Annotated in this window: 27 protein-coding genes; 16 read left to right on the forward strand and 11 right to left on the reverse strand. The window is 67.2% G+C overall.

Translation table 11 applies throughout. The features are described from left to right. Positions 1-11: 11 nt before the first annotated feature. Positions 12-1,013: an acyl-ACP desaturase gene (locus tag ABW16_RS05765; protein ID WP_047318211.1), complete on the reverse strand. Its 1,002-nt coding sequence runs from the start codon at positions 1,011-1,013 to the stop codon at positions 12-14. A 109-nt stretch (positions 1,014-1,122) separates the two neighbouring features. Continuing rightward, the gene (locus ABW16_RS05770; RefSeq protein WP_047318212.1) at positions 1,123-1,707 is read right to left on the reverse strand and encodes a TetR/AcrR family transcriptional regulator; all 585 of its coding nucleotides are present in this window, start codon (positions 1,705-1,707) and stop codon (positions 1,123-1,125) included. Between the two features lie 330 nt (positions 1,708-2,037). Here ABW16_RS05770 and ABW16_RS05775 point away from each other — a divergent pair, with 330 nt between their 5' ends. The 5 genes from ABW16_RS05775 to ABW16_RS05795 are packed head-to-tail and all read left to right on the forward strand — an operon-like array spanning position 2,038 to position 8,503. Continuing rightward, the gene (locus ABW16_RS05775; protein ID WP_047318213.1) at positions 2,038-2,916 is read left to right on the forward strand and encodes an SDR family NAD(P)-dependent oxidoreductase; all 879 of its coding nucleotides are present in this window, start codon (positions 2,038-2,040) and stop codon (positions 2,914-2,916) included. Continuing rightward, the gene (locus ABW16_RS05780) at positions 2,916-4,298 is read left to right on the forward strand and encodes an aromatic ring-hydroxylating oxygenase subunit alpha (RefSeq protein ID WP_047318214.1); all 1,383 of its coding nucleotides are present in this window, start codon (positions 2,916-2,918) and stop codon (positions 4,296-4,298) included. Before ABW16_RS05775 ends, ABW16_RS05780 begins: the two co-directional genes overlap by 1 nt. Further along, complete coding sequence (locus tag ABW16_RS05785) at positions 4,295-6,139, forward strand: flavin-containing monooxygenase (protein ID WP_047318215.1); 1,845 nt, start codon at positions 4,295-4,297, stop codon at positions 6,137-6,139. The genes ABW16_RS05780 and ABW16_RS05785 overlap by 4 nt, the downstream gene beginning before the upstream one ends. Beyond that, complete coding sequence (locus ABW16_RS05790) at positions 6,136-7,059, forward strand: SDR family NAD(P)-dependent oxidoreductase (RefSeq protein ID WP_047318216.1); 924 nt, start codon at positions 6,136-6,138, stop codon at positions 7,057-7,059. Before ABW16_RS05785 ends, ABW16_RS05790 begins: the two co-directional genes overlap by 4 nt. Positions 7,060-7,075: 16 nt before the next feature. Continuing rightward, complete coding sequence (locus tag ABW16_RS05795) at positions 7,076-8,503, forward strand: aldehyde dehydrogenase family protein (RefSeq protein WP_047318217.1); 1,428 nt, start codon at positions 7,076-7,078, stop codon at positions 8,501-8,503. A gap of 15 nt (positions 8,504-8,518) precedes the next feature. Here the strand turns inward: ABW16_RS05795 and ABW16_RS05800 are convergent, their stop codons facing one another. Next, a complete protein-coding gene (locus ABW16_RS05800) occupies positions 8,519-9,526 on the reverse strand; it encodes a ferredoxin--NADP reductase (protein ID WP_047318218.1) in 1,008 nt (335 codons plus the stop codon). A gap of 71 nt (positions 9,527-9,597) precedes the next feature. Here ABW16_RS05800 and ABW16_RS05805 point away from each other — a divergent pair, with 71 nt between their 5' ends. The 10 genes from ABW16_RS05805 to ABW16_RS05850 all read left to right on the forward strand — a co-directional run bounded on the left by ABW16_RS05805 (position 9,598) and on the right by ABW16_RS05850 (position 17,702). Then, positions 9,598-11,016, forward strand: coding sequence for a class I adenylate-forming enzyme family protein (locus ABW16_RS05805; protein WP_047318219.1), 1,419 nt, complete (start codon positions 9,598-9,600; stop codon positions 11,014-11,016). Beyond that, a complete protein-coding gene (locus ABW16_RS05810; RefSeq protein ID WP_047318220.1) occupies positions 11,001-11,906 on the forward strand; it encodes an acyl-CoA dehydrogenase family protein in 906 nt (301 codons plus the stop codon). Before ABW16_RS05805 ends, ABW16_RS05810 begins: the two co-directional genes overlap by 16 nt. Further along, a complete protein-coding gene (locus ABW16_RS05815) occupies positions 11,893-12,984 on the forward strand; it encodes an acyl-CoA dehydrogenase family protein (protein WP_047318221.1) in 1,092 nt (363 codons plus the stop codon). The genes ABW16_RS05810 and ABW16_RS05815 overlap by 14 nt, the downstream gene beginning before the upstream one ends. 3 nt (positions 12,985-12,987) lie before the next feature. Next, positions 12,988-13,755, forward strand: coding sequence for an enoyl-CoA hydratase/isomerase family protein (locus ABW16_RS05820; RefSeq protein WP_047318222.1), 768 nt, complete (start codon positions 12,988-12,990; stop codon positions 13,753-13,755). 8 nt (positions 13,756-13,763) lie between these two features. Then, complete coding sequence (gene meaB, locus ABW16_RS05825) at positions 13,764-14,633, forward strand: methylmalonyl Co-A mutase-associated GTPase MeaB (protein ID WP_047318223.1); 870 nt, start codon at positions 13,764-13,766, stop codon at positions 14,631-14,633. A 21-nt stretch (positions 14,634-14,654) separates the two neighbouring features. Then, positions 14,655-15,248: a TetR/AcrR family transcriptional regulator gene (locus ABW16_RS05830; RefSeq protein ID WP_047318224.1), complete on the forward strand. Its 594-nt coding sequence runs from the start codon at positions 14,655-14,657 to the stop codon at positions 15,246-15,248. Positions 15,249-15,324: 76 nt separating this feature from the next. Beyond that, positions 15,325-16,080 (forward strand): hypothetical protein, encoded by a 756-nt coding sequence (locus ABW16_RS05835; RefSeq protein WP_047318225.1) that lies wholly within the window; start codon positions 15,325-15,327, stop codon positions 16,078-16,080. Then, positions 16,077-16,838: a hypothetical protein gene (locus ABW16_RS05840; RefSeq protein ID WP_412178180.1), complete on the forward strand. Its 762-nt coding sequence runs from the start codon at positions 16,077-16,079 to the stop codon at positions 16,836-16,838. The genes ABW16_RS05835 and ABW16_RS05840 overlap by 4 nt, the downstream gene beginning before the upstream one ends. Further along, positions 16,831-17,403, forward strand: a complete 573-nt coding sequence (locus ABW16_RS05845; protein ID WP_046282774.1) for a cytochrome c oxidase subunit 3 — start codon at positions 16,831-16,833, stop codon at positions 17,401-17,403. Before ABW16_RS05840 ends, ABW16_RS05845 begins: the two co-directional genes overlap by 8 nt. 5 nt (positions 17,404-17,408) lie before the next feature. Beyond that, complete coding sequence (locus ABW16_RS05850) at positions 17,409-17,702, forward strand: cytochrome C oxidase subunit IV family protein (RefSeq protein ID WP_230987239.1); 294 nt, start codon at positions 17,409-17,411, stop codon at positions 17,700-17,702. Here ABW16_RS05850 and ABW16_RS05855 read toward each other — a convergent pair. From ABW16_RS05855 to ABW16_RS05870, 4 genes are all read right to left on the reverse strand, one after another. Then, positions 17,690-18,766, reverse strand: a complete 1,077-nt coding sequence (locus ABW16_RS05855; RefSeq protein ID WP_046282775.1) for an NAD(P)H-dependent amine dehydrogenase family protein — start codon at positions 18,764-18,766, stop codon at positions 17,690-17,692. The genes ABW16_RS05850 and ABW16_RS05855 overlap by 13 nt on opposite strands. Before the next feature lie 20 nt (positions 18,767-18,786). Next, positions 18,787-20,244 (reverse strand): aldehyde dehydrogenase family protein, encoded by a 1,458-nt coding sequence (locus ABW16_RS05860; protein ID WP_047318226.1) that lies wholly within the window; start codon positions 20,242-20,244, stop codon positions 18,787-18,789. A 98-nt stretch (positions 20,245-20,342) separates the two neighbouring features. Then, on the reverse strand, positions 20,343-20,966 hold the full coding sequence (locus ABW16_RS05865) for a TetR/AcrR family transcriptional regulator (protein ID WP_233424708.1): 624 nt from the start codon (positions 20,964-20,966) through the stop codon (positions 20,343-20,345). Between the two features lie 76 nt (positions 20,967-21,042). Next, the gene (locus tag ABW16_RS05870) at positions 21,043-21,696 is read right to left on the reverse strand and encodes a TetR/AcrR family transcriptional regulator (RefSeq protein WP_082133983.1); all 654 of its coding nucleotides are present in this window, start codon (positions 21,694-21,696) and stop codon (positions 21,043-21,045) included. A gap of 221 nt (positions 21,697-21,917) precedes the next feature. Between ABW16_RS05870 and ABW16_RS05875 the strand changes: the two genes are divergently transcribed. Further along, positions 21,918-23,090 carry an acyl-CoA dehydrogenase family protein gene (locus ABW16_RS05875; protein ID WP_047318228.1) on the forward strand — a complete coding sequence of 391 codons (1,173 nt, stop codon included), beginning with the start codon at positions 21,918-21,920 and terminating at the stop codon, positions 23,088-23,090. An 83-nt stretch (positions 23,091-23,173) separates the two neighbouring features. Here the strand turns inward: ABW16_RS05875 and ABW16_RS05880 are convergent, their stop codons facing one another. Genes ABW16_RS05880 through ABW16_RS05895 form a run of 4 tightly spaced genes read right to left on the reverse strand, consistent with a single transcriptional unit; the run spans position 23,174 to position 26,733 of the window. After that, positions 23,174-23,965 (reverse strand): acyl-CoA dehydrogenase family protein, encoded by a 792-nt coding sequence (locus tag ABW16_RS05880; protein WP_047318375.1) that lies wholly within the window; start codon positions 23,963-23,965, stop codon positions 23,174-23,176. Positions 23,966-23,979: 14 nt separating this feature from the next. Then, a complete protein-coding gene (locus ABW16_RS05885) occupies positions 23,980-25,101 on the reverse strand; it encodes an acyl-CoA dehydrogenase family protein (RefSeq protein ID WP_047318229.1) in 1,122 nt (373 codons plus the stop codon). Continuing rightward, entirely contained in the window at positions 25,098-25,520 is a 423-nt protein-coding gene (locus ABW16_RS05890; RefSeq protein ID WP_047318230.1) for a nuclear transport factor 2 family protein, read from the reverse strand. Before ABW16_RS05890 ends, ABW16_RS05885 begins: the two co-directional genes overlap by 4 nt. After that, positions 25,504-26,733, reverse strand: a complete 1,230-nt coding sequence (locus ABW16_RS05895; RefSeq protein WP_047318231.1) for a metal-dependent hydrolase family protein — start codon at positions 26,731-26,733, stop codon at positions 25,504-25,506. The genes ABW16_RS05890 and ABW16_RS05895 overlap by 17 nt, the downstream gene beginning before the upstream one ends. Positions 26,734-26,735 lie beyond the last annotated feature (2 nt).

Raw genomic sequence — 26,735 nt, forward strand, 5'->3', positions numbered from 1 at the left:
CTGCTCGTCAGTTACGACGCTGATGGCTCCAACACCTTCTTGGCGGCACGCTTCTCGGCCATCTTGGCCTCCCGCTCGAGCCGGCGCTGCTTGGCCAGCTCGAACTTCTCGCAGGTGTCGTCCAGCTCGGCGACGATCTTGGCGATCTCCTCCTGGTAGCGAGCCGCTTCGCCGGTGAAGTCGCGTTCGAGGATGCCCCACTTCTTCAGCACCGGCATCACCACGTCGTCGCGGTGGATGATCGGGTCGTAGACACCGCCGACCGCGATGATCACGGCCTTGCGGCGGAACTCCGGGACCACGAATCCGGGCATCTGGAAATTGGCCAGCACTCGGTGCAGCGAACGCATCGCCTGTTCCGGCGCGATGTCGAAGCCGACGGCGCTGATGTCCCGGTAGAAGATCATGTGCAGGTTCTCGTCGTGCGAGATCCGCGCCAGCAGCTGGTCGGCGATGGGGTCATTGCAGGCCTGGCCGGTGTTGCGGTGCGAGATCCGGGTCGCCAGTTCCTGGAAGCTCACATAGATCACCGAGTCGAACAGGCTCTCGGCGAACAGGTCGTCTTGGACCTGGTGGTTCTGGCCGGGGCTGAAGCCGCGGTTGACGGTCTCCATCCGCAGCGTTTCCAGTTCGATGGGATCGCAGTTGCGGGTGACCACCAGGTAGTCGCGCAGGGCGATGCCGTGGCGGTTCTCCTCGGCCGTCCAGCGGTTGACCCAGGTGCCCCAAGGTGCGTCCATGGTGAAGTTCATCGCGATCTCGCGGTGGTACGAGGGCAGGTTGTCCTCGGTCAGCAGGTTCTGCACCATTGCTGTCCGGGCGACCTCGGACAGCTTGGACTGCTCAGGATGCCAGTCCTGCCCGCCGAGCGCGTAGTAGTTCTTGCCTTCGGACCAGGGGATGTAGTCGTGGGGGTTCCAGTCCTTGGCCATGGAGAAGTGTCGGTTGATGAGTTTCTCTACGACGGGCTGGAGCTCGTGCAGCAACTCCAGGTCGGTCCATTCCCGCGTCATGCCAGCTCCCCAGATATCTGTGTCGACTAGTTGCAGGCAATATATCTGTGTCTGTCGGTAGCATCAAGTTTTTGCCGCGCGTGTTTGGCTGTGAGCTTGTGACCCCGGCCTAGTGCGCGATCTGCGCATTGAGCAGCATGTCGACGCAGAAGTCGATGAATTGCTCGCGGCCGGCCTTGAGCTGGCCGTTCAGGTAAGCGGCGAACAGGGTGGTCAGGGCGCCGACCAGCCCGGTCGCCACCATCTGCTGGATTGCGGGGTCGTCGATCCCGGTCAGGGTGCGCTGCAGCATCACGATGAAGTCCGGCATCCACTTGGCGCCGGCGCGATACAGGATCGGTTCGCTCTCCGGGGCCAGCAGCAGCACCCGGCCGCGGGTCGGGTCGTCGAGCATCATGGTGACGAAAAGTTCCACCCCCTCGCGGGGATTGCGGGCGGACAGCAGTGTCGTCAAGGCCCGGGTGCACACGTCGTCGTATACCTGGCGCACGAATTCGTCACGGTCGGCGAAGCTCTCGTAGAAGTAGCGTTCGGTCAGCGCGGCGGCGCGACAGACCGATCGGATGGTCAGCGTGGGCCCGCGTTCGTCGCCGAGGAGTTGCACGCCGGCGGCGAGAAATTCGTCGCGGCGCAGGGCCTGGCGCTCTGCGAGCGGGACTCCGGTCCAGCGGCCCGGGCGTTGACTGGAAGACACTTCGCATCTCCTCGGGGTCGTTCTCACAACGCGCGTAGTCAAGCTTGGCGACGCTCGATGTGAATCTCCATCATGACTCAAAGCGCATGTCGCGATTGCTCGCCCCACCGGGAGGCGGCGGCACCGCGGAACCGGGGTGGGCGAGGCAGCGCCGCGTTGGTCCAGACAATAAGAGCCGCGGGCCTGACGGCTCCGCTCTTGACTCTGCGCTTGCCGCTGCGGAATAGTATTCTTCGGAACGAAGAATGACATATGTTGTCCGGACAAATTCGCGATCTCAGTCCCTACCGGGGAGTGTGGATTGCGGTCTGTGCCAGGTGAAAGCGGGTCATGGCGGATCACTCCACTCCCCCCAGCCTGTCGAGCGATCTCAGCCTCAGCCTTGCGGGCCGGATCGTGGTGGTGGCGGGTGCCGGCGGCGGCGGCATCGGCACGACGGTCACCACGATGGCCGCGCAGGCCGGCGCCACCGTGATCGCGGTGAGCCGCTCGCCGGAAAACCTCGACGAGCACGTCGCGCCGTTGGCGGACCGTGGCCTGCCGGTGATACCCGTGGCGGCCGACGTGTCGACCGACGAGGGCGTCGCCACGGTGCTGAAAGCTGCGCAACGCGCCGACGGGCGGCTCTACGGCCTGGTCAACGTCGCCGGTGGTGCCGAGCCGGCGACCTGGATGCCGTCCACCAGGGTGGCCCGCGCCGAGTGGCGAAAGATCTTCACGAACAACCTGGAAACCGCGTTCTTCCTGAGCCGTGCCGTCGCCGCCGAACTGGTCGCTGCGCAGCGGCCGGGCTCGATCGTGTCGATCTCCTCGATCAGCGGGATGAACACCGCGCCGTTTCACATCGCCTATGGCACCGCAAAAGCCGCGATCGTCGCGATGACCCGCACCATGGCCGTCGAGTTGGCGGCGGCGGGGATTCGCGTCAACGCGGTGGCCCCGGGAGTCACCAACACCGCTGCCTCGGCTACCTACACCGACGCCGACCCCGACCGCGACTTGCAGGCGATCGCCATGGGACGTCGCGGGCGGCCCGAGGAACAGGCCGGGCCGATCCTGTTTCTGCTCTCGGACCTGGCCAGCTACATCACCGGGCAGACCTTGCTGGTCGACGGCGGGCTCAACCTCAAATGGAGTCACCTCGGTGCCGACAACACCTCCCTGTTCCTCAAGGACGACACCTTCCGTGCTGCGATAAGGAGGATGTGATGACCGATCCGGTCCAGAGTTCAGACGAAGAACTCGCAAACCCGGTCACGATCGGTGTCGAGGCCTACATATCGGAGAGCTACGCCCGTGCCGAGCGAGACAAGTTGTGGCGCAAGGTGTGGCAGCAGGTCGGGCGGGTCGAAGACCTGCCGGAGGTGGGCAGCTACCTCACCTACGACATCCTCGACGACTCGATCATCGTGGTCCGTAGCGGACCGGACACCTTTCACGCGCATCACAACGTCTGCATGCACCGCGGCCGCCGACTGGTCGACACACCCGCCGGGGCTAAGAACGCCTGCGCCCGCACCCGCAAGTCGTTCGTCTGTGGTTTCCACGGCTGGACGTACGGACTCGACGGCGCCTGCACCCACATTCGCGAACAGGATGACTGGCAAGGCACTCTGACGCCCGCGAACACCCATCTGGGTCCGGTGCGGGTCGATACCTGGGGCGGCTGGCTCTGGATCAACATGGATCCCGACTGCGAATCGCTGGCGGACTACCTGTTCCCGGCCGCGAAGATCCTCGAACCGTTCGGCCTGGAGAACATGCGCTACAAGTGGCGCAAATGGCTTGAGTTCGACTGCAATTGGAAGGTCGCCATGGAGGCCTTCAACGAGACCTACCACGTCTACACCACCCATCCGGAGTTCAACAGGTTCGGTGAGTTCAAGGGCTGGGCCCGGGTGCAGGGCAAGCACAGCAACCTCGGCTACGACGCTCCCGACGATCTGGAGGCGACGAAGTCGAAGATCCGGCTGGGGACCGGCGCCGATCCACGGGTGTCGACGGCGGAGATGCAGGTCTACACCATGGAGGAGACCAACGCCACCACCACCGCGACCCTGGTGAACGCCGCCAAGCGCCTGGTCGACGAGCTGCCCGAGGGCACCCCGGCCGATAAGGTCCTGGAACACTGGCTGGCCTCGGCGCGCCGCGACGACGAGGCCCGCGGGGTCATCTGGCCGACGATTCCTCCCGACGTGCTCGGGCAGGCCGGCACCGCCTGGCAGATCTTCCCGAACTTCCAGATCGGCCAGGGCCTGACCAGCGCGCTGTGTTACAGCGCCCGGCCGCATCCGAGCTATAACCCCGACAAGTGCATCTTCGAGGTCTCGGTGTTCGAACTCTTCCCCAAAGGCGAAGAACCGCAGACCGAGTGGGAGCACACCCCGGTCGGCGACCCGAACTGGCGCTCGGTGCTGCCGCAGGACTTCTCCAACATGGCCGCGGTGCAGCAGGGGATGAAATCCCTTGGCTATCCCGGCGCCAAGCCCAACCCGTACCGCGAGCGCGCCATCGTCAACCTGCACCACCAGTTGTCGAAGTACATGGGCGCCGGCGCGCCTCGAGAGATCCCGACAGGAAAAGATCGATGACGGACTGCCCGCCGACCCAGACGCCGGACGACTTCGACATCGACGCGCTGCGGGAGAAATACGCCGTTGAGCGGGCCAGACGTCTTCGCTCCGACGGCTCCAGTCAGTACCTCGAACTCAAGGATGACTTTGTGGAGTTCGCCGAGGTCGATCCACACACCGCGGTGACTCCACGTGAACCCATCGATGCCGACATCGAGGTCGTCGTCCTCGGCGGTGGCATCGCCGGACTGCTGGCCGGCGCCTACCTGAAGAAGGCCGGCGTGGCCGACGTGCGGGTTATCGAGATGGGCGGCGATTTCGGTGGTGTCTGGTACTGGAACCGATTCCCGGGCATCCAGTGCGACAACGACGCGTACTGCTATGTCCCGATGCTCGAAGAGCTCGACTTCATCCCGTCCAAGAAGTTCGCCGACGGCGCCGAGATCTTCCAGCACTGTCAGAACATCGGAAAGCACTTCGGCCTCTATGACGGGGCGATCTTCTCGACCCAGGTGCGCACCGTCCGCTGGGACGAGGAGATCAAGCGCTGGCGGCTGACGACGAACCGGGGCGACGACCTGCGGGCGCGTTTCGTGGTGATGGCGCAGGGCTCCTACAACCGGCCCAAGTTGCCCGGCATCGCCGGCATCAAGGACTTCACGAACGCGGGCGGTCACGTCTTCCACTCGGCCCGTTGGGATTACGACTACACCGGCGGCGACGCGAACGGTGGCCTGCACAAGCTCGCCGACAAGCGGGTGGCTCTGGTCGGCACCGGCGCGACTGGCGTGCAGCTGGTCCCGCACCTTGGGCGGGATGCCAAGCAGCTCTACGTTTTCCAGCGCACACCGTCGTCGGTGGACTTTCGCGGCAACGAGCCCACCGACCCGAAGTGGGCCGCGTCGCTGCAGCCGGGCTGGCAGGCCGAACGCAAGCGCAACTTTCACCGCTGGTCGCCGTTCGAGGGCGTGGTGTTCGACGCCCCCGACATGGTGTGCGACTTCTGGACCGAGTTGGGTCGCAACCTGACCGCTCGCATCGGCGCCAGCCCCGACCCGACGGCGCTGGGGGTCGAGGAGATCATGGCGATGCGGGAGGAAGAGGACTACAAGATCATGGAGCGGCTGCGCCGCCGCATCGACGACATCGTCGAGGATCCGCAGACCGCCGAGGCGCTCAAGCCGTACTACCGGTTCATGTGCAAGCGCCCGACCTCCAGCGACACCTACCTGCCCGCGTTCAATCGGCCCAACGTCACGCTGGTTGACGTAGCCGAGTCCAAGGGCGTCGAAAAGCTCACGGAGAAGGGCATTGTCGCCGGCGGCATCGAGTACGAGGTCGACTGCGTCATCTTCGCCAGTGGTTTCGAGATCTCCACGGAGATCAGCCGTCGGTACGCGATCGACGTCATCGAGGGACGCGACGGGGTGTCGCTGTTCGACCACTGGCGCGACGGGTTCCAGACCCTGCACGGGATGACCAGCCGCGGGTTTCCCAACCAGTTCCACACCGGCTTCATCCAGGGCGGTGTGTCGGCCAACACCACTGCGATGTTCGAGCAGCAGGCCGAGCACATCGCCTACATCATCGCCGAGGCTCTCAACCGGGGAGCGACGGTCGTCGAGCCCAGCCAGGAGGGTCAGAATGCCTGGGTCAACACCATCCGGGAGTTGGCATTCGACAACTCGGCGTTCGACTTATCGTGCACGCCCGGCTATTACAACAACGAGGGCCGCGGATTCGGCGAGGCCAGCCGCTCGTTCCTGGGCGAGGTCTACTCGCCGGGCTTCTACGCCTTCGACGATCTGTTGAAGCAGTGGCGTGACGCCGGCGACCTGAACGGTTTGGAGCTGCGATGACGCAACGGCTTCGGTTCGACGGCCGTGTCGCCGTCGTGACCGGTGCCGGGCGCGGACTGGGCCGCGCCTACGCGCAGCTGCTGGCGCAGCGCGGAGCCGCTGTCGTCGTCAATGACACCGGTGCCGACCTCACCGGTGACGGAGTGCGGCAGGATCCGGCCGAGCGGGTCGCCGCCGAAATCCGCGATGCGGGCGGTGCGGCGGTGGCCTGTACCGCGTCGGTCGCCACACCCGACGGCGGCGAGGCGATCATCGGCGCTGCGCTGGAGCGCTACGGGCGGGTCGACATCGTGATCCACAACGCCGGAAACGTCCGCCGGGCCCCGTTACGCGAGATGAGTTCGGCGGACTTCGACGCGGTCCTCGACGTGCACCTGCGTGGCGCGTTCCATGTGGTGCGGGCGGCCTTCGGCGCCATGTGTGACGCAGGCTACGGTCGCATGGTGCTGACCTCATCGATCGGCGGCATCTACGGCAATGCCGAGGTGGCCAACTATGCGGCCGCGAAGGCGGGCGTGATCGGCCTGAGCAACGTGGCGGCGCTGGAAGGCGCGACTCACGGCGTCCGGTGCAACGTGGTGGTCCCGGCGGCGGTCACCCGGATGGCCGACGGCATCGACACCTCCGCATACCCACCGATGGAACCCGAACTGGTGGCGCCGCTGGTCGGCTGGCTGGCGCACGAATCCTGTTCGGTCACCGGCGAAGTGCTGATCGCCCTGGCCGGGCGGATAGCCCGGGCCGCGCTGGTGGAGAGCCCCGGCGTGTACCAACCGTCCTGGACGATCGAGGACGTCGACGCGCGGATCGAGGCCATCCGCGACATCACCGAACCGGTGATCTTCCCGGTGGTGCCCGACGGGCACGCCGCGCACATCCGGTACAGCTTCGGGATGGCCCAGACAGACGGAACCCAGTAGTCGAAGGAGTGTTGTGATGCGCGAATACACCCAGTTCTACATCGACGGCCGGTGGGTGGACCCGGTCGAGCTCAAAACGCTCGACGTCGACAACCCGGCCACCGAAAAGGTCTGCGGGAAGATCGCGCTCGGCTCGGCGGCCGACGTCGACCTCGCGGTCGCCGCGGCCCGGCGGGCGTTCGCCAGTTGGTCGCAGAGCAGCCGGGCGGAGCGGCTGGACCTGCTGCAGTCGATCCTGGCCGAGTACCAGCGGCGCAGCGGCGACCTGGCCGACGCGGTGAGCGAGGAGATGGGGGCGCCGCCCGCGCTGGCCGCCGGAGTGCAGGTCAACCTTGGGGCCGGTCACCTTGTCACGGCAATCGACGCACTGAAGAACTTCTCGTTCAGCGAGCAGCGTGGCGACACCCTGGTGGAGCGCGAGCCGATCGGGGTATGCGGTCTCATCACACCGTGGAACTGGCCGCTGAACCAGATCGCGGTGAAGGTCTACCCGGCGTTGTCCACCGGCTGCACCATGGTGCTCAAACCCTCTGAGGTCGCGCCGTTCTCGGCCTACATCTTCACCGAGATCATGGACGCGGCAGGCGTGCCGGCCGGCGTGTACAACATGGTCAACGGCGACGGCCCCGGGGTGGGCGTGGCGCTGTCGCGGCACCCGGACGTCGACATGGTGTCGTTCACCGGCTCTACCCGTGCCGGCGTCGCGGTGGCGGAGAACGCTGCCCCGACGGTGAAGCGGGTGACCCAGGAGCTGGGCGGCAAGAGCGCCAACATCGTGCTCGACGACGACGCCTTCGTCGACAGCGTCACCGCCGGGGTGTCGACCATGATGGTCAACTCCGGGCAGAGCTGTAACGCGCCGTCACGGATGCTGGTGCCGAACTCCCGGATGGACGAGGCCATCGCGATCGCTCGTGCGGTCGCCGAGCAGGTGAAGGTCGGTGACCCGGCCGATCCCAAGGCGATCGGTCCCGTGGCGTCAGCGGCGCAGTTCGCCAAGGTGCAGGGCCTGATCGAGCAGGGCATCGCCGAGGGCGCGACGGTCGCCGCGGGCGGCGCTGGCCGGCCGGCTGGGCTCGACACCGGCTACTTCGTCCGGCCGACGGTCTTCGCGCACGTGACGAATCAGATGACGATCGCGCGCGAAGAGATCTTCGGCCCGGTGCTGTGCATCCTCGGCTATGACGACCTCGATGAGGCTGTCGAGATCGCCAACGACACCGAGTACGGTCTGGCCGGCTACGTCTCAGGCGCCGACATCGACGCCGCGCGCGGAATCGCCCGCCGGATCCGGGCCGGCTGGGTCGCGATCAACCACGCCTTCGACCTGAACGCACCGTTCGGCGGCTACAAGCGCAGCGGCAACGGTCGCGAGTGGAGCGACGCCGGATTCCACGAATACCTGGAGACCAAGAGCACTTTGGGCTGCGGGGTGGCTGGCTGAGGGCGGCCCGCCGCCCTATTCGTAGTGGATCGTGATCGAGCCGCCCTCGGGCACACCCTGGCAGGTCAGGATGTAGCCGTCGGCGACCTCGTCATCGTCGAGCACGGTGTTGTTGAGCATGGTCGCGCTGCCCTCGGTGATCTGGGCGATGCAGGTGCCGCAGTTGCCCGCCTCGCAGGAGAACGGGGGCGCCAGCCCGGCGCGCCGGGCGCTCTCCAGCAGTGTCTCGCGGGCGACCCGCGGCACCGATTCCTTCTTCCGCCCGAGATGGATCGTCACCGTCCCGGTCACCTCGGCGTCGGTACCGGGTGCCGAGGCGGCCGGCGCCGGCGCGGTCGCCACGTCGAAGTCCTCGACGAACAGGCGGCCCGGGCCGGGCCAGGCTGCGCGCACCACGTCCATGAATCCGGCCGGGCCGCACACGTAGCAGTCCGCGCCGGTGTCGGCGCCGACGAATGCCGTGACCGCCGCGGCGTCGAGCAGGCCGTCGTCGGCGTCGCGATGCCGCTGCACCGACAGCCGGCCGGGGTAGCGGGCGGCGAGTTCGTCCAGGGTGCGCTCGAAGATCGCCGCGGACGCGTCCCGATCGGCGCAGAGCAGCCGCACGGCGCGGTCGGTGGTCGCCAGCGCGCTCTTGGCCAGCGACAGGATGGGCGTGATCCCGCTGCCTCCGGAGAACGCGAGCAGCGGCGCCGACGACTCCTGAAGGCAGAAGATCCCGGCCGCTCGGGTCATCACCAGCTCGTCGCCTTCGGCGACGTTGTCCAGCAGCCAGTTCGACACCTTGCCGCCGGGAACACGCTTGACCGTGGTCATCAGCTCGGAATCGGACTCCGGAGCGCTCGACATCGAGTAGGACCGGTAGAGCTCCTCACCGTCGACCCGCACCTGGAAGGTCGAGTACTGACCGGCCCGGTAGGAGAACGGTGGCTCATGGGGCGCCAGCACGAAGGTGTAGGCGTCAGCGGTCTCCTTGACGATGCGCGTCACGGTCGCTCGCTGGAATACATGAGTGACCGCCATGCCCACCCCTTCCGGTTTGCGTTCTTCGCTTGAGAGAATACTATTCTCTCAAACCGATAGGATCTTCTCAAATGTCGCCAGGATCGTCCACCGCAGTGCTCGCATTCGAGGATCGGCAGTGGTGTCTGCCCGAACTCGACGTGCTGGCCGGCGACCTGGCAGCCGTCCTGGCGGCCGACGGTGTGGGCGCCGGGGACCGGGTGGCGCTGATGGCGTCGAATCGGCCGGAGTTCGTCGTCGCAGTGCGCGCCGTCTGGCGCCTGGGGGCCGTCGTCGCCCTGATCAGCCCCGCATGGAAACGCGACGAGGTGGCGCACGCCCTCGAGTTGGTGCAACCCCGGTGCGCACTGGGCGACCACCCGGTGCTGGCCGAGCTGATGCCGATGCGGCACCTGGACGACGAGATTCCGGCCGGCACGTGGGAAGCTGATCCACCGCCGGCCGGCTCCGACGCACTGCTGGTGTTCAGCTCCGGCACCACCGGGCTGCCCAAAGCCGTCCGGCATACCCACGCCTCACTGGCCGCGGCGGTGCGGCACTGGCGAGATGCGTTGGGGCTGACCGCCGCCGACCGGATCCAGGTGGCCACACCGCCGTCGCACATCCTCGGGCTGCTCAACATCCTGACCGCGCTGCAGGTCGGGGCGTGGGTGCGGTTGCACCGGCGGTTCGATATCGACGCGATGCTGAAATCGATCGGCTCCGACAGGATCACCGTGGAGATGGCCGTGGCGCCGATCGCCCTGGCCATCGCCGCGCATCCCGGCCTGGAATCGTTCGACCTGTCCTCACTGCGTTACATCATGTGGGGTGCCACCCCGGTGACCGCGGCCGTCGCCGACACCGTCACCCGGCGCACCGGTGTGCCCTTTGTGCCGGCCTACGGCACCAGCGAGCTTCCGGTGATCGCCTGCAACCCCGTCGGCGCAGCGCGCCTGGACAGCGTGGGCCGGCCAGTGCCCGGGGTCGAGGTGAAGGTGGTGGACCTGGATGCGGACAACTCCGCTGCCGAGCCGTTGCCCCCCGGTGCTCCCGGCGAGATCCTGGTCAGGTCCGATTCTCTGATGGCCGGTTACCTTCCCGCGTCGGCGACCGCTGAAGTGGTGCGGGACGGATGGTTTCACACCGGTGATGTGGGATATCTCGACGGCGGCGGCTGGTTGCGGATCACCGACCGCTGCAAGGAGATGATCAAGGTCCGCGGCTTTCAGGTTGCGCCCGCCGAGATCGAGGCGGTGCTGCACGAGCACCCTGCGGTCGCTGACTGCGGCGTTTTCGGGGTGCCTGACGTGCGCGACGGTGAGGCCGTCGTCGCGGCGGTCGCACTGCGCGCCCCGGTCAGCGACGACGAACTGTGTGCGCTGGTCAGCGACCGCCTGGCTTCCTACAAACGTCTGAGCCGGGTGGTGGTCGTGCCCGAGATCCCCCGGCTGCCGTCCGGAAAGCTGTTGCGCCGACTACTGAAGGAGCGCCTATGGATGTCCGGCTGAATGCCGAGCAGCGCCAGCTGCGAGATGCCGCGGCCAAGCTCGCCGACGACCTGGGACCGGGCTCGGTGGCGGAACTCGACGACGCGAGCCGACTGGCTCGTCTGGAACGCGCTGTCGCGCAGACGGGTTGGCGCTCGCTGCGCTCGGACGGCGCGTCGGGGGTCGAGGTGGCGATCGTCGCCGAGGAGTTCGGTCGAGGCCTGGTCGACGTGCCGTTCCTCGGGCCGGTGCTGGCCGACGACGTGCACCGCCACGTGGCCCTGGGCGAGGACCCGACCACTGTCGCGGTGGGCGGCACCGCCATCGACGCTCGTGGCGCAGCACAGGCGGTGACGGTGCGCGAGCGCACGGTGCTGACCGCCCCGGTCGGCGCGCTGCGAACCGGAGCCGACCTCACCCGACGCGTCGCCGACCTTGCCGGTGCGGCGCAGCAGGTCGGCGAGCTCGGCACGCAGGACGCCGTGCGGTGGCAGGCGCTGGCGCTGGTGGCGACGTGCGCCGATCTGGTCGGCGCCGCGCGCGGCGCGCACGGCCTGGCGTGTGATTACGCCAAGATCCGCGAGCAGTACGGCAAACCGATCGGCTCCTATCAGGCCATCGCTCACCTGCTCGGCGAGGGACTGGCGCTCATCGAGGGTTCGGTGAGTGTGTTGCGGCACGCGGCCTGGGCGGTCGACGAAGCACCCGCGCCCGACGCGGTGCGTGCCGCTCGGATCGCCAAGATCTACTCCGCCCGCGCCGCCCGGACGGTCTGCGAGACCGCGATCCAGGTGCACGGCGGAATCGGCAACACCTGGGAGTGCGCGGCGCATGTCTACCTGCGGCGGGCACTGACTTCGACCGGCCTGTGGCCCGTGACGATAAGGGATATCGCAGATGGACTTTCGTGACTCACCCGCCGAAGCCGACTTCCGCAGCAGGCTTCGGGCCTGGCTGACCGAGCGGGCCGGTACCTTCCCCGCCGCCGGTGACGACGAGTACTGGGCGCGCCAGGGCGAATGGCATCAGGCGCTGTATGCGGGCGGATTCTTCGGGGTGTCGTGGCCGCGCGAGTACGGCGGCCAGGAGCTGCCGCCGGTCTATGACGTCATCGTCGACGAGGAGCTGGCTGCCGCCGGTGCGCCGCCGCGGCCCAGTCTGGGTTACCTGGTGGTGGGGCTCGGCCGCCACGCCAGTCCCGAACTGCAGCAACGGTTTCTGCCTGGGATGATCGACGGCACCCAACGCTGGTGCCAGGGGTTCTCCGAACCTGGGGCCGGCTCGGACCTGGCTTCGCTGACCACCACCGCGACCCGGGAAGGCGACGACTACGTCATTCACGGACACAAGATCTGGACCAGCTATTCCGACGTCGCCGACTGGTGCCTGCTGCTGGCGCGCACCGACAAGGACGCGCCCCGCCACCGCGGCATTTCGGCATTCATCATCTCGATGCACCAGCCCGGCATCGAGCAGCGACCGCTGCAGATGATCAACGGCGTCACCACCGAATTCGGTCAGGTGCTGTTCGACGGCGCGCGGGTGCCGGCGAGCCAGATGATCGGCCAGCCGGGGGAGGGCTGGGCGCTGGCGATGACGGTGGTCGGCCATGAGCGGGAACCGTCGACCCTGGGGTACTCGGCCCGCTACGGCAAACTGGTGCGTCAGATGGCGAACCGTACAGATGGTGAAGTTCCCGAGGAATTGGCCTGGGCCGCAGTGGAAACCGAGATGCTGCGATTGCATGTGCGTCGGCGGCTCTCCGAACAGCTCGACGGGCTCTCACACGGGCCGGAAGGCTCGCTGGACAAGTTGCTGATGACCTGGGTGGAGCAGTCCGTCGGCCACGCCGCGTTGGCGGTCGGCGGGGTCGATGAACCCGACCTGCTCAGCGCCTACCTGTACAGCCGCGCCCAGAGCGTGATGGGCGGGACCTCGCAGATTCAGAAGAACATCATCGCCGGCCGAATCCTGGGACTAGGAGTGTAAGACGTGTATGACTTGCCTGCTGAAATCGACGTGCGTGCCGACGGCCCGCTGCGGATCATCACACTCAACCGCCCCGACGCGCTCAACGCCGTCAACGACGCACTGCACACCGGCCTGGCGAAACTGTGGCCCCGGTTGGAGGAAGACCGTGATGCGCGGGCGGCGGTGCTGACCGGCAGCGGGCGGGCGTTCTCCGCCGGGGGCGATTTCGCCTACCTCGACGAACTGCGGCGCGATGAGAAGCTGCGCGCCAAGACGATTGCACATGGCCGCGATATCGTGCTGGGCATGGCGCGCTGCCGCACCCCGGTAATCGCCGCGGTGAACGGGCCCGCCGTCGGTCTGGGCTGCAGCCTGGTGGCGTTGAGCGACATCGTCTACGTCTCGGAATCGGCCTACCTGGCCGACCCGCACGTGCAGGTGGGTCTGGTCGCCGCCGACGGGGGTCCGCTGACCTGGCCGTTGCAGATGAGCCTGCTGCTGGCCAAGGAGTACGCCCTGACTGGGGCTCGTATTCCGGCCGCTCGGGCGGTGGAGCTGGGACTGGCCAACCATGTGGCGGAAGATCCTCTGGCGGAGGCGATTTCGTGTGCTCGGCGAATCGCCGAGCTGCCCCGCCAGGCGGTGGAGAGCACCAAGCGGCTGCTCAACATCCACCTGGAGCGTGCGGTGCTGGCCACCTTGGACTTCGCGAACATGGCCGAAGACCAGTCCTTCAAGACCGACGATTTCGCCGCCATCATCGATCGGCTCACCGCGAACAAGAACTGACGTTCCGCATGACCATTGCCGAGTTGCTCGCCGCGGCGCGCGGGGGCTCCGTCCGTGCCACCGGTCGGTTGCTCAGCCTGGTCGAAAGCGGCCGGCGGGCCGAAGTCCTGTCCGCTGTGGGGCCGGCCGCCACGCGAGTCATCGGGGTGACCGGACCGCCGGGGGCGGGCAAGTCCACCACGATCGCGGCGCTGGTGGGGGCGTACCGGGAGCGGGGCCTGCGGGTGGCGGTACTCGCCGTCGATCCGTCCTCGCCGTTCAGCGGCGGCGCCCTGCTGGGCGACCGCATTCGCATGGCCGCCCACATCAACGATCCGGAAGTGCTCATCCGGTCGGTGGCGGCCCGCGGTCACCTGGGTGGCCTGGCCGAGGCGGTGCCCGCGGCCATTGCGCTGCTCGCCGCGCTCGGCTTCGACGTGTTGCTGCTGGAGACGGTGGGGGTGGGCCAGTCCGAGATTGAGATCGCCGCGATCGCCGACCCGACGATCGTGGTGCTCAATCCCGGTGCCGGAGACGCGGTCCAGGCCGCCAAGGCCGGGTTGCTGGAAGTGGCCGACATCGTGGTGGTCAACAAGGCCGACCGCGAGGGTGCCGCGCAGACCGTGCGCGATCTCCGGGTCGAGCTGAAGCACACCGGCGCACCGATTCTCACCCTGATCGCCGCGCGCGGCGACGGTCTCGGCGAGCTGGTGGACGTGATCGAGGCCCATCACCGCACCGACAGTCGCGAGCGCCGGCTGGCACGGGCGCGAGCACAGATCCTCTCGTTGGCTCATACCCGGCTGCGCACTCATCCCGCGCTGGACCGGCTCGCCGAACGGGTTGTCGACGGGACCGATGATCCCTACTCGGCGGCGGAGCGGCTGTTGTCTGACTAGCCGACTGGCTACTGTCATCGCATGGCTTCCACTCCGGCCGCTACCCGGTTCCGCTTCATCCCCCGTAGCGCGGCGCAGACGCGGATTCTCGACGCTGCGCTGCAGTTGATCGGTGAGAACGGGGTCGGCGGAACGTCGCTGCAGATGATCGCCGACGCGATCGGGGTGACGAAGGCGGCGGTCTATCACCAGTTCAAGACCAAGGAGGAGATCGTCGTCGCCCTCACCGAGCGGGAACTGGGTGGTTTGGAGGAGGCATTGGAGGTCGCCGAAGCGCAGCAGAGTCGGCCACGGGCCCGGGAAGTGTTGCTCGACGGCGTCATTGACATGGCGGTACGCCGACGGGGTGCGGCGAGCACACTACAGTTCGACCCGGTGATCGTTCGGCTGCTGGCCGAACATCAGCCTTTTCAGCAGTTCATCGCGCGGTTGTATGGGGTGCTGGTGGGCGACGCCGGCGACGACGCCGTGGTGTCGGCGGCGATGTTGTCCGGTGCGATCGCCGTCGGGGTGATGCATCCGTTGGTGGGCGACATCGACGATGACACGCTGCGCGCCCAATTGCTTCGGCTCACCCGGCGATTCATCGAGGCGCCGGACGGTGCCGGACGTTGATTGCCATTGACCGCCGGATAGCCGCTCGGCTATCTTTCCGGTAGCCGATCGGCTAGCGGGGTGAAGGGGTAGCGCTATGCAATTGCTCGCCGAAGTCGAGGATTCGCCGAAAGCCACCGCCTTCCGGGCTCAGCTGGTGCTGCTGTGGTCCGGGCCGGTCGTCGCCGCGGTATTGCTCGCGCTGTTCCTGGCGTTCCCGGGGTTCTTCCCGCCGATGTCGCCGACCATGTCCGCCGCGCAAGTGGCGCAGTTCTACGACCAGCATCGGTCCTGGATCCGGTTGAGCATGGTCGGGTTCAACCTGTGCGGCATCATGATCGTGCCGTTTCTGGTGCTGATCGTGGGGCAGATGAAGCGGATGTCGACCCAGAGCCACGTCTTCGCCTACGCCTACCTGGCGGCCGTGGTCAGCGGCGCGACCCTGTTCGCGTTGTCGAACATCTACTTCGGGGTGGCGGCGTTTCGTCCGGACCGCAGCCCGGAGGTGATCCAGGCCCTCAACGACATGGCGTGGCTGTCGTTCATCGCGCCCGTCGGCATGATCGTGGCGCAGTTCGCCATGCTGGCCTGCGCCGTCTACTTCGACCGTGGGCCCGATCCGGTGTTTCCGCGCTGGGTGGCCCACCTGTCGGTGATCACCGCTCTGGCGATGCTGCCCTCGGCCGCGGCGACGGTGTTCACCACCGGACCGCTGGCCTGGGACGGACTCATCTCGTTCTGGGTCCGTAACGGCGCTTTCGCGATATTCGTCGTCGCGATGTTCTTCGCGCTGCGCGATGCGCTGTATCGCCAAGGTGTGGCAGAAGGCTTGGTCGAGGGGCCGGCGCGGTGAACATCGCGACACTGCTCTACGGACCCGAGGTCGACGAATCTCCACCCGCCGGCGGGAAACCCGATGTGCGGGTGGTGTTCTGGATCTCGGTAGCGTTCTACCTGCTGATGGGTGTCGGCGTGTGCCTGCTGGGCCGGGTGACGCCCCCGCCGCGCCCCGACGTCGGCATGCCCGAAATCCAGGCCTGGTATCACCAGCACGCGCTGACGATCCAGATCGGCTTCGTCATGCTGCTGGTGATCACCGGCGGCGCCGCGATCTCCAACGGCCTCATCGGCTATCACATGAAGCGGATGAGTTCGGGTTCGGTGCTGGCCTACGGCTATATCGGTGCCATGGCGGTCGGGGCGATTCCCGGCTTTCAGCTGATGATGTTGTGCTACCTGCTCGCGGTGTTCCGGTCAGACCGCGACCCGGAGCTGGTGCGGTTCTTCTACGACCTGGGGACGCTGACCTACAACGGGTCGCTGGGCTGTTTCACCGCCGCCTACTTCTGTTTGGCGCTGGCGATCTTCTACGACAAGAACCAGATCTTCCCAAAATGGTTCGCCTACATCACCGTCTGGCAGATCGTCACCGAAGTGATCGCCACCCAGATGTGGCTGTTCGAATCGGGCGCCTTCTCCTGGAACGGCATCATCTCCTTCTACATCGCCGTCGTCATCTTCGCCGCCTGGATCGGGCTGATCTTCCCGATCATGTGGGTCACCGGTAAGCGGGAAGCCCCGGAAGTCGTTGCGGGACAAGTCGATGACTGACCTGAAAGCGCCAACCGCCCGTACCCATCTGCCCGGCGACGGCCACATGTGGTTCATGGTGCTCGGCGATCTGTTCATCTTCGGCGGCTACTTCATCGCGTACCTGGTATTCCGGACCAGGGCGCCCGAGCAGTTCCTGGCCGACCAGCAGCACCTCAACATCACCGTCGGCGTGATCAACACCATTGTGCTGATCACCAGTTCCTGGCTGGTGGCCCAAAGCGTGCAGGCGGTCCGGGCCGGCGACCGCACCGGCGCGATCGCGCTGGTGCGCGCCGGGGCGCTGTGCGGCGTGCTGTTCGCGGCGCTCAAGATCTACGAGTGGACCGCGGAAATACATGCGGGGCACACCAATTCCAGCGCCTTCTTCAGCTTCTACTACGTGCTGACCGGCGTACACCTGTTCCATGTCGGACTCGGCCTGCTGATCCTGGGAGTCGTCATCCGCGAACTGCGCAACCCGCGCCGGGCCCGAGTCGGCATGGTCGAACAGGGCGCGACCTACTGGCACATGGTCGACCTGCTCTGGGTCGTCATCTTCGCTCTGCTCTACGTGATGAGGTGAACGCCGTGACCGCACAGCAGCACCCCCGATTCGTGGCCGACCCGCTGCTCACCGCGACCTGGCTTGTCCTGGTGGTCATCACCGTGCTGGCCTGGTGGCTGGCTCCGGGGCACACCGCCGGACCGGTCGAGCCGAGCATCCCCATCACGGTCACGGTGATCGCGCTGTCGGGTGTCAAGGCCCGGCTGATCATCCGTAACTTCATGGAGGTGCGCACCGCACCGATCTGGTTGCGCCGCACCACCGACGCGTGGCTCGCCGTGCTGTGGACGGCCGTATTGGTGATCTACCTGTTCTGAGCGGGGAAGCGGGGCAGGTTCAGCGGCAGATCGTTGTAGGTGGCAATGCCGGGTTCGGCCGCGACGACGGCCGGGATGGCGTTGATCGGCGGCATCGCGGTCATGATGTGGCCGAGCTCGAAGAAGTCGTCGAGGGACTTGGCCGAGGCGATCAGGTCCGGTGGCGGCGTGAAGCCGACTTGCATGTTCACCGTTGGCCGGCCGTCGATGGTGATCTTCCAGCCATCGCCGTCGAGCTGCCAATCCGGCTCCAGCGTTTGACCTTTGCGCCACCGTACGTTGATGTCGATGACGCATCGGCCGTCGACGATTCCGCGCCAGCTGGCGAACACCCCGGCCACGTGTCCGGCCGGGATCGTCCACGATGCCATCGGTAGGTCCGCGGTGGTCTGGGCGTATTCGGAAACGCAGGTGATCTCATCGAGTTCGATGCCCATCGCGTCGGCGACCAGCCGGACCGCCTCGGCGAAGACCGCCGTGCCGCGGGCGGCCATCGGCTCCAGGTCCGGGTCGTCGATCGCGGTGCCGAAACCCACCGGCCGCTCGGTGTCGGGAGAGTCGTAGAGGGTGGTGTCGGCCGTCTCGGTGATGGTGATCTTGTCGACCCGGTCGCATGCTGTCGCCGCCACGATCGCCAGCAGTTCGGCGAAGCCCGGGCTGACCCCGGACCCGAACAGGGTGGATCCGCCCTTGCGGCACGCCTCGGCGAGCCGGTCCCGGTCGTCGCCGAGGTTGTGCCCGGTGATGAAAGACGCTGATGTCACGACGTTTACGCCCGCCGAGAGGATCTGCACCAGCTCATCGACGTTGATCCACATCGGGTTGTAGACCACACAGTCGGGTTTGAGTGCCAGCAGCGCCGCGGCGTCGTTGGTCGCGGTGACGCCGAGCGGGTCGATGCCGGCCAGCTCGCCGGCGTCGCGGCCGACCTTGTCGTCCGACCATGCGAAGAGGCCGACGAGTTCGTAGTTCGGGTTGCCGGTGATCGCCCGAACGGAACTCTTGCCGACGTTGCCGGTCGTCCACTGAACGACCCGGTAGGGGGAGGCGGGGGCGTCAACCATGTCGTTGTCCCGTTCTCCGGCTACATCTGCGCCCAGACGATCTTCGTCTGGAGGTAGGTTTCGATGCCTGCCTTGCCGGATTCGTAACCCCAGCCGGACTGCTTGTATCCGCCGAACGGCATCGAGTGGTCGAACTGCATCTGACAGTTCAGCCCGACCGTTCCGGCCTTGAGCCGCTTGGCCAGCCGGTGCGCGCGGCCCAGGTTGGACGTCCATGCGGTCGCGGCCAGCCCGTAGCTGCTGTTGTTGGCCAGGGCAATCGCCTCGTCGTCGTCGTCGAACGGCAGGATCGTGACCACCGGGCCGAAGATCTCCTCCTGGAACAGCCGGCTGGAGTCGGGGTCGACGCCGGTGACCACGGTGGGGTGTACGAAGTAGCCCTTGCGGTCCAGCCGGTGGCCACCGGTGACGAGCTCGTTGCCGTCGGCCTTACCCTGCTCCAGGTAGCCGAGCACCCGGGTGAGCTGCTTCTGGCTGATCAGCGGACCGACCATAACGCCCTCGTCCTTCGGGCCGCCGAGCTGCATCATGTTGGCCATGTTGGCGATGCCTTCCACGACGCGCTCGTAGACGCCGCGCTGGGCGAAGATCCGCGAGCCGCACACGCAGGCCTGCCCGGAGTGCACGAAGGTGCCGAACGCCGCCATGGTGATGGCCATGTCGAGGTCGGCGTCGTCGTAGATCAGGACCGGCGACTTGCCGCCGAGTTCCAGGGTCACCTTGTTGAGATTGCTTGCGGCAGAGGCGCGCACGATCTCACGACCAACCTCGGTGGACCCGGTGAACGCGACTTTGTCCACGTCGGGGTGCGCGGTGATCGCAGCACCGGCGGTGTGGCCGTAGCCGAGCACCATGTTGACCACGCCGTCGGGCACGCCCGCCTCGCTAAGGATGCGGTCGAGGACCAGCGCCGACAGCGGGGTTTCCTCGGCCGGCTTGACCACGCTGCTGCAGCCGGCGGCCAGCGACGGTGCCAGCTTGGCGCAGAAGTTGAAGACCGGGCCGTTCCACGGGAAGATCAGCCCCACCACGTCATAGGGCTCGCGCAGCGTGTAGACGTGCTGATGCGACTCGATGCCGGTCAGGCCGCCGGTGTTCACGTCGCGCGCGATGCCGTCGATCTTGGTACACCAGCCCGCGTAGTAGCGGAACCACTCCGAGCCCACCTTGGTGATGATCGCGGCCTGGGAGGCCGGAATGCCGGCGTTGATCGACTCGAGTTCGGCCAGGACTTCGGCGTTCTCGTCGATGAGGTCGGCGACCTTCCACAGCACCCGGGCCCGGTCGTAGTCGGCCATCTGCGACCACACCCCGGACTCCGCGGTGGCCTTGGCCCGGGCGACGGCGTCGTTGACCGCCTCGGGGCCGCAGTCGGTGAATTCGGTCAGCTGCTCTTCGGTGGCCGGATCGATGATCGGAATCACGTCTCCGGTGCCGGGGACCTTACGAATGTCGTCCAACACCGTCTGCACCGACATGGATAATCCCCTTCTCGCATTCGGATAATTGCGTTTGCACGAGGGTATGTGGTTCCCCAGCCGATGTCTAGGGTTCGCGGTGGTCTCTGCGGCGCGACTCAGTCGGGGCCGCGCTGTTCGCGTACCCCGCCGATGATCGCCCGGATCAGCCGATCGATCTGTTCGGCGCTGCGATCGGGATCGTGGCCCTGGCAGGACTCGACCATGACGCCGTTGACGAAGCGCAGCACCGCATAGGTCTGCTCGTCCAGCACTGCCGAGTCGGGTTGACAGTCGTCGGGCTGCCAGTGGGTGACCGCCCGCCGGACGAGTTCATGGAACTGAGTTGTGCTCTGCCGCATGATCTCGGCCAGCTCGGGCTCGCGACCCGCCTCCATCGCCAGTTCGTAGCGCGCGCGTGTTCGCGTCACCCACGGCGCGGTGCCCGCCAGCACCACCATCGTGGCCAGTCCCAGGGTGCCCGAGACGAGGCCGTCGCCGTCGTCGGCCAGCTCCGACATGGCGCGCAGATCGGCGAGGTCGAGCTCGGTCACCCGGGCGGCCACCGCATGCATCAAGGCCTTGCGGGTGCGGAAGTAAAACGATGTCGTGCCCGCGGGCATGCGGGCGCGGCGGTCGACCTTGGGGTGGCTGAGTCCGCGGGCGCCGTCCGCGCCGAGCAGCTCGATCGCCGCATCGCACAGCTGTCGACGCCGTCGCTGCGGGTCAGACTTTCTACGCATGGCAATGGCCGCAGTCTAATTTGTGCTCAGCGGCGTTCGCCGACGTGTCGAGCGTGTCCGGTGGTGGTCGACCGACTCAGTTGCGTCCGAAGCCGTGCGCGCAGAAGTCCCAGACTTCCTCGGCGGTCAGCGGGTTGACCGCCGGATCGGCTGAGGCCGGGCTGGATTGGGCGTTGAACATGACCGTCTGCATGATCATGGCCGCCACCCGCCGGGGATTGGCGCCGGTGCGCAGCCGGCCGGCGTCGGCGGCTTGTTCGGTCAGCTCGGCCAGCAACTCCAGCAGTGGCGTGTGGGCGACCCGGACCTCGACGGGGTGGGTCAGCAGCAGGGTCGGGGCGAAATCGGTGAAGAGCGGTCGCTTGGCGGCCGGGTCCGGGCGCGACGACTCGAACAGCAACTCGACGGCGACCTTGAGGCGTTCCAGCGGGTCGGAGTGATTGGCCGTCGCGGCGCGGATCTGGTCGGCGGCGCGGCTCAGAGCGTCTTCGAAGAGCGCCAGCAGCAGCTCGTGCTTGCCGTCGAATTGCAGGTAGAAGCTCCGCAACGACTGGCGCGAGCGGTCTACGACTTCCTGGACGGTGAAGTCAGTGCTGCCCTTTTCGATGATGATCGACTGCGCGGCATCCAGAAACCGCTGGACGCGTTGCGCCGCGCGGATCTTCGCCGTCTTGATTGAGCGTTCGACCGCGCGCTGCTTCCAGGCCGGTTCCTCGCTCGGATTGGTCACCGGCGTTCCGGACGCTGCGGTGACCGAGACATGGCGCAACTGTACTGGACGTAAATGCGCCGGTGGCGCAGCACACCGGCGTGGGGGCGACGATTCAGAGATCGTAACTTCTCCATTCGAGAATGATATTCTCATCTCCGCGTCTAGGGAAGCGGACGAGCAAGATCGCCGGCCGCTTTCGAATCGGGTCTCCCGGGGCGCCTGAGTCGAGGAGTTCGCCAGTGCAACTGACCTTTGATCCTGAAGTCGAGAACTTCCGGGCCGAGTTCGCGGCGTTCCTCGACGAGCATCTGCCCACCGACGCCGAGGCCCTGCAGCGGTCGCATTCGTGCTCGGACGTGCCGGACTGGGCGCGCCGCTGGCAGCGACTGTTGTTCGACAACGGCTGGCTGCTACCCGCGAACCCGCCCGAGTTCGGCGGCCGTAACGCCACGATTCTGCAGCAGTACGTGCACTCCGAGGAACTGTCCCGTCGGCGCATCTACCCCAGCTTCAACCCGCAAGGAGTCGGCATCATCGCGGCGTCACTGCTGTCGTTCGGTACCGAGGAGCAGAAACATCGTTGGGCGGTACCGATTCTGCGGGCCGAGATCACCGCGTCGCTGGGCATGAGCGAACCTGGTGCCGGATCGGATCTGGCCGGCCTGCAGACCCGGGCGGTGCTCGACGGCGATCATTTTGTGGTCAACGGACAGAAGGTCTGGACCTCCGGCGCCCACGACGCCGACGTGCTGCTGACGTTCGTACGCACCGACCCGGATGCGCCGAAACACAAGGGCATCAGTGTCCTGCTGATCCCCACCGACACCGAAGGTGTTGTGCGACGGCCCTTTGCATCGGCGTGCGCGCACGACGACATCGACTTCAACGAGGTCTTCTTCACCAATGTCCGGGTGCCCGCCGAGAACTTGGTGGGTCCGCTCAACGGTGGCTGGGGAGTGGCCAACGGCTCACTCGGGCACGAACGCACGTTGCTGTGGATGAGCTTCGCCGACCGGCTGCGCGACCTGATTCACGACTTCCGTCCGGCCGGTGCGCTGGACCGCGACCGCTTCGCCACACTGCTGATGGACAACGAGGCGCTACGACTGCTCGGCTCGGTGGCGCTGGCACAGGCCGCCCGCGGGGAGCAGGACGTGCCCGCACTGTCGGTGCTCAAGCTGCTGGGTTCAGAAGCCGTGCAGAACGCCGCCGAACACGCGCTCGACAATGCGGGTGTGGCCGGCCTGATCCACCCCGGCAGCTCCGGTACCTATATGCCGCTCAACGAGGATCACGCCTCGGGAAGCTGGTTCGACCGGTACCTGCGCAGCTTCTCGGGAACCATCGCCGGCGGCACCTCGGAGATTCAGCGCAACATCATCGCGCAACGGGTGCTCGGTCTGCCGCGGTAGCCGCAACCGCCTCACTACCCCGCGAGAGGGAATTCAGCGACGCCGCAACGGCGTGTCCCGTCGTGGGATTCCCTCTCGGCGACCTAAAGCTGGACCATGCGGGGCGCCGAGCCGCGGGCCCGCAGGCCGCCGCCGACCTGGCGGGTCAACTCGCGGGCATTGCCGAGCAGTCCGTCCAGCACCAGCACCCGCTCGACGTGACGGTGCAGCTCGTGTTCCGCGGTGAAACCGACTCCGCCGAGCACCTGCTGGCAGTGCTTGGCCGCGGTCAGCGCCGCCTTGCCCGCCGCGGCTTTGGCCAGCATGGCAGTCAGGTCCGGGCTGTCGATGACGGGAACGGCAAGCGTGGCCTCGGCGCCCTCGATGGCGACCAGGGTGTCGGCGAGCCGGTGCCGAACGGCCTGGAAGGAGGCGATCGGTTTGCCGAACTGCACCCGGTCCAGTGCGTGCTGGCGGGCCAGGGCCAGCATGGCCCGCGCCGAGCCGACCATCCACCAGCCCAACGCGCGGCGGGCTTCACCCACCCGCATCAGTTCCCCGCCGGGTACCTGGCGCAGTGGCAGCCCGCCGAGGACCGGATTGCCCTCGCGTTCGCTCCGTTCCCAGATCACCCAGCTGCCGCCGGCATAGGGCATCGGGGGAGTGCCGCCGGGCAGGCCGCCGATGGTCTCCAGGATCACGTCATTGAGTACCGAGGCGTGCGACCCGGTCTCGCCGAGCAGCCGGAACACCAGCGGGATCGCCAAGTCCGGATCCTCGGAAAGCATTTCCGCCCAACCGAGTTCGGCCAGTGCCCGGTCCAGTGCAGCGCCGGACGAAGTCGCCATGGTCTTGCGCAGAGTGTCTTCCAGCAGAACGATCGAGGCGGCATCCATTCCGGTGGTCACCGTCACTCCTTTCCGAGGTCGAGCAGTCGGCGGGCGATGATGTTGCGCTGAACCTCAGCGGTGCCGCCGTAGATGGTGGCCGCCCGGGAGTACAGGTACTCGGCGCGCCACTCGCCCTCGTCCAGCTCGATGACGCCCGGCAGCAGGTCGCGCGCGGTGTCGTAGAGCAACTGTTCGGCGCTGGCCAGCAGCACCTTGTCGATCGAGGTGTCCGGGCCCAGCCGTTGACCTTCGGCCAGTCGGTGCTGGGTGGCGCGGGAGCGGCAACGCAAGGTGTGCAACGCCAGATACACCGCCCCCAGGTCATTGTCGACCGCGGCGCCCTGGCGCTTCACCTCGGCGATCAGCGCATCGAAGCGTGCGTACAGATAGGCGATGCGTTGCCAGAAGCAGGTGGACCGCTCATACGGCAGTAGGTCCATGGCCAGCTGCCAGCCGTCGCCGGGCTTGCCGAGCATGCGCGAGCCGTCGACGACGACATCATCGAAGTACACCTCGCAGAACTCGTCGACGCCGTGCATGGTGCGCAGCGGGCGCACGTCGATGCCGGGGGTGTCCAGGTCGATGAAGAAGGCCGTGATCGCTTGGTGATTCGGCGTATCGGCGCCCCCGGTGCGGGCGAGCAGAATGCAGCGTTGCGAGTACTGGGCGAAGCTGGTCCAGACCTTCTGGCCGTTGATCACCCACTGGTCGCCCCGCGGGGCGGCGCGGGTGCTCAGTGATGCCAGGTCGCTGCCGGATCCGGGCTCGGAAAAGCCTTGGCACCACTGTTCCTTGCCGCTCAGCAGCTTGGGGACCATCTCAGCGGCCAGCTCGGGGGTGGCGTAGTCGATCATCGTCGGCGCCAGCACCTCGAGCATGGAGTAGGGGCCCGGCTCCACCAGGCGCCGCCCGACCACCTCCTCGCCCACGATGGCGCGCAGCATGGCCGGGCCGCCGAGGCCGCCGGCGTGCTCGGGCCAGCCGTAGCGACTCCAACCGGCCTCGTAGAGCGCCTGCTGCACGCGGGCGAACTGTTGCAGGTGTGCCTTCAGGCCAGGATCGCGAGCCGGTGTCAGATCGGTGGATTCGAGCCAGACGCGTAGTTGGGTGCGGAACTCGGCGGGATCGTGCAGTGCACTCATCCGGCTTCGGGCCTGCCGACCGCGTGGGGACGTCCGGCATCGTGCGCGCCGCTGCGCCGGATGAACGTCATCTTGCGGGTCCGCAACCGCCAGCCGTCGGCGGTGCGCACGTAGGTGTCGTTGTAGTAGCCGATTCGCATGTCGTGGCTGGCATGGTCGATGAAGCACAGCGGCTGGGTGCCGCTCGCGGTGTCGCCGTCCAACTCGATCACCGGGGTGCCGGTCATGAACAGGCCCTTGGGTGCGGCATCGACCAGCACCGGAAACCGGTCCAGCGAATAGGTTTCGCCAAATGCGCTGTAGGTGCCGTCCGGGGTGAATACGGCCACCAGCCCGTCGATGTCGCCCTGGGTGATGGTCACCGCGTAGCGGGCCAGCGTCTGCTGGATCTCGACCAGGTCGTCAGTTCTTGTTGACATATACCTTGCCGCCTTTCATGACGAAGTTCACGTTCCGGGTGACGGCGATGTCGGCCAGCGGATCACCGGGCACCGCAATGACATCGGCCAGCAGCCCCTCGGCCAGCCGGCCGCGGTCGGCGGCGTTGATGAGCTCGGCGGCGGTCACCGTCGCCGCCCGCAGCACGGCGGCCGGCGGCATACCCCACTCCACCAGGGTGACCAGCTCATCGGCGTTGCGTCCGTGCGGGATCGCGGGCGCGTCGGTGCCGACGGCGATCTTCACGCCGGCCTCATAGGCCGCCTTGATCGACGTGCGGGCTTTGGGGAACATCTCGGCGGCCTTGGCCTGCAGCTCGGCCGGGGCCTTGGAGACGTCCATGGCCTCGGCCAGCCGCCGCGTGGTGACCAGGAAGCGGTCGTTCTCGACGAGCATCCTGATGGCCTCGTCGTCCATCAGGAAACCGTGCTCGATGCAGTCGATGCCGCATGCCACCGCGTGTTTGACGGCCTCGGCGCCGTGGGTGTGTGCGGCCACGCGCAGGCCCCGCCGGTGCGCCTCGTCGACGATAACGCGCAGTTCTTCGTCCGAATAGTGTTGTGCGCCGGCTTCTCCGGTCAGTGACATGACACCGCCGGAACAGCACACCTTGATCAGCTGCGCGCCGTGCTTGATCTGGTAGCGGACCGCTTTGCGGATCTCGTCGACACCGTTGGCGATACCTTCCTCGACGGTCAGCTCCAGCACACCCGGCATGAACGCCGCGAACATGGTCGGATCCAGGTGCCCACCGGTGGGGGTGATCGCGTGCCCGGCCGGTACCACGCGCGGCCCCTCGATCCATCCGGCGTCGATCGCCTTGCCCAGTGCCACATCGAGCAGGTATCCGCCGGTCTTGACGAACAGGCCCAGGTTGCGCACCGTGGTGAACCCGGCGCGCAGCGTGCGCCGCGCATTGCCCACGGCGCGCAGTACCCGGGTCGGCGGGTCATCCTGCACCTGGGACAGGCCGGGATTCTCGCCCCGGCCGCCCATCAGCAGGTTGACCTCCATGTCCATCAGCCCGGGCAGCAGGATCGACTCGCCGAGATCGATAACCTCGTCGGCTTCACTGCTACCCGCTGGACGCTCGCCGACGCCGACGATCCGGTCACCGTCGATATGCACCACGCCGGGCCGGATGATCTCTCCGGTGTCGACGTCCAGCAGGCCGGCCGCCTTGAGCGTCAGCACCC

This window comes from Mycolicibacter heraklionensis (assembly GCF_001021505.1).
Classification (GTDB): Bacteria; Actinomycetota; Actinomycetes; order Mycobacteriales; family Mycobacteriaceae; genus Mycobacterium; species Mycobacterium heraklionense.

Coding starts and splice junctions, on each gene's coding strand:
- ABW16_RS05765 (WP_047318211.1), bottom strand. CDS start 1,013: ATGACGCGGGAATGGACCGACCTGGAGTTGCTGCACGAGCTCCAGCCC.
- ABW16_RS05775 (WP_047318213.1), top strand. CDS start 2,038: ATGGCGGATCACTCCACTCCCCCCAGCCTGTCGAGCGATCTCAGCCTC.
- ABW16_RS05780 (WP_047318214.1), top strand. CDS start 2,916: ATGACCGATCCGGTCCAGAGTTCAGACGAAGAACTCGCAAACCCGGTC.
- ABW16_RS05785 (WP_047318215.1), top strand. CDS start 4,295: ATGACGGACTGCCCGCCGACCCAGACGCCGGACGACTTCGACATCGAC.
- ABW16_RS05790 (WP_047318216.1), top strand. CDS start 6,136: ATGACGCAACGGCTTCGGTTCGACGGCCGTGTCGCCGTCGTGACCGGT.
- ABW16_RS05795 (WP_047318217.1), top strand. CDS start 7,076: ATGCGCGAATACACCCAGTTCTACATCGACGGCCGGTGGGTGGACCCG.
- ABW16_RS05800 (WP_047318218.1), bottom strand. CDS start 9,526: ATGGCGGTCACTCATGTATTCCAGCGAGCGACCGTGACGCGCATCGTC.
- ABW16_RS05805 (WP_047318219.1), top strand. CDS start 9,598: ATGTCGCCAGGATCGTCCACCGCAGTGCTCGCATTCGAGGATCGGCAG.
- ABW16_RS05810 (WP_047318220.1), top strand. CDS start 11,001: ATGGATGTCCGGCTGAATGCCGAGCAGCGCCAGCTGCGAGATGCCGCG.
- ABW16_RS05815 (WP_047318221.1), top strand. CDS start 11,893: ATGGACTTTCGTGACTCACCCGCCGAAGCCGACTTCCGCAGCAGGCTT.
- meaB (WP_047318223.1), top strand. CDS start 13,764: ATGACCATTGCCGAGTTGCTCGCCGCGGCGCGCGGGGGCTCCGTCCGT.
- ABW16_RS05830 (WP_047318224.1), top strand. CDS start 14,655: ATGGCTTCCACTCCGGCCGCTACCCGGTTCCGCTTCATCCCCCGTAGC.
- ABW16_RS05835 (WP_047318225.1), top strand. CDS start 15,325: ATGCAATTGCTCGCCGAAGTCGAGGATTCGCCGAAAGCCACCGCCTTC.
- ABW16_RS05845 (WP_046282774.1), top strand. CDS start 16,831: ATGACTGACCTGAAAGCGCCAACCGCCCGTACCCATCTGCCCGGCGAC.
- ABW16_RS05855 (WP_046282775.1), bottom strand. CDS start 18,766: ATGGTTGACGCCCCCGCCTCCCCCTACCGGGTCGTTCAGTGGACGACC.
- ABW16_RS05860 (WP_047318226.1), bottom strand. CDS start 20,244: ATGTCGGTGCAGACGGTGTTGGACGACATTCGTAAGGTCCCCGGCACC.
- ABW16_RS05865 (WP_233424708.1), bottom strand. CDS start 20,966: ATGCGTAGAAAGTCTGACCCGCAGCGACGGCGTCGACAGCTGTGCGAT.
- ABW16_RS05880 (WP_047318375.1), bottom strand. CDS start 23,965: ATGGATGCCGCCTCGATCGTTCTGCTGGAAGACACTCTGCGCAAGACC.
- ABW16_RS05885 (WP_047318229.1), bottom strand. CDS start 25,101: ATGAGTGCACTGCACGATCCCGCCGAGTTCCGCACCCAACTACGCGTC.
- ABW16_RS05890 (WP_047318230.1), bottom strand. CDS start 25,520: ATGTCAACAAGAACTGACGACCTGGTCGAGATCCAGCAGACGCTGGCC.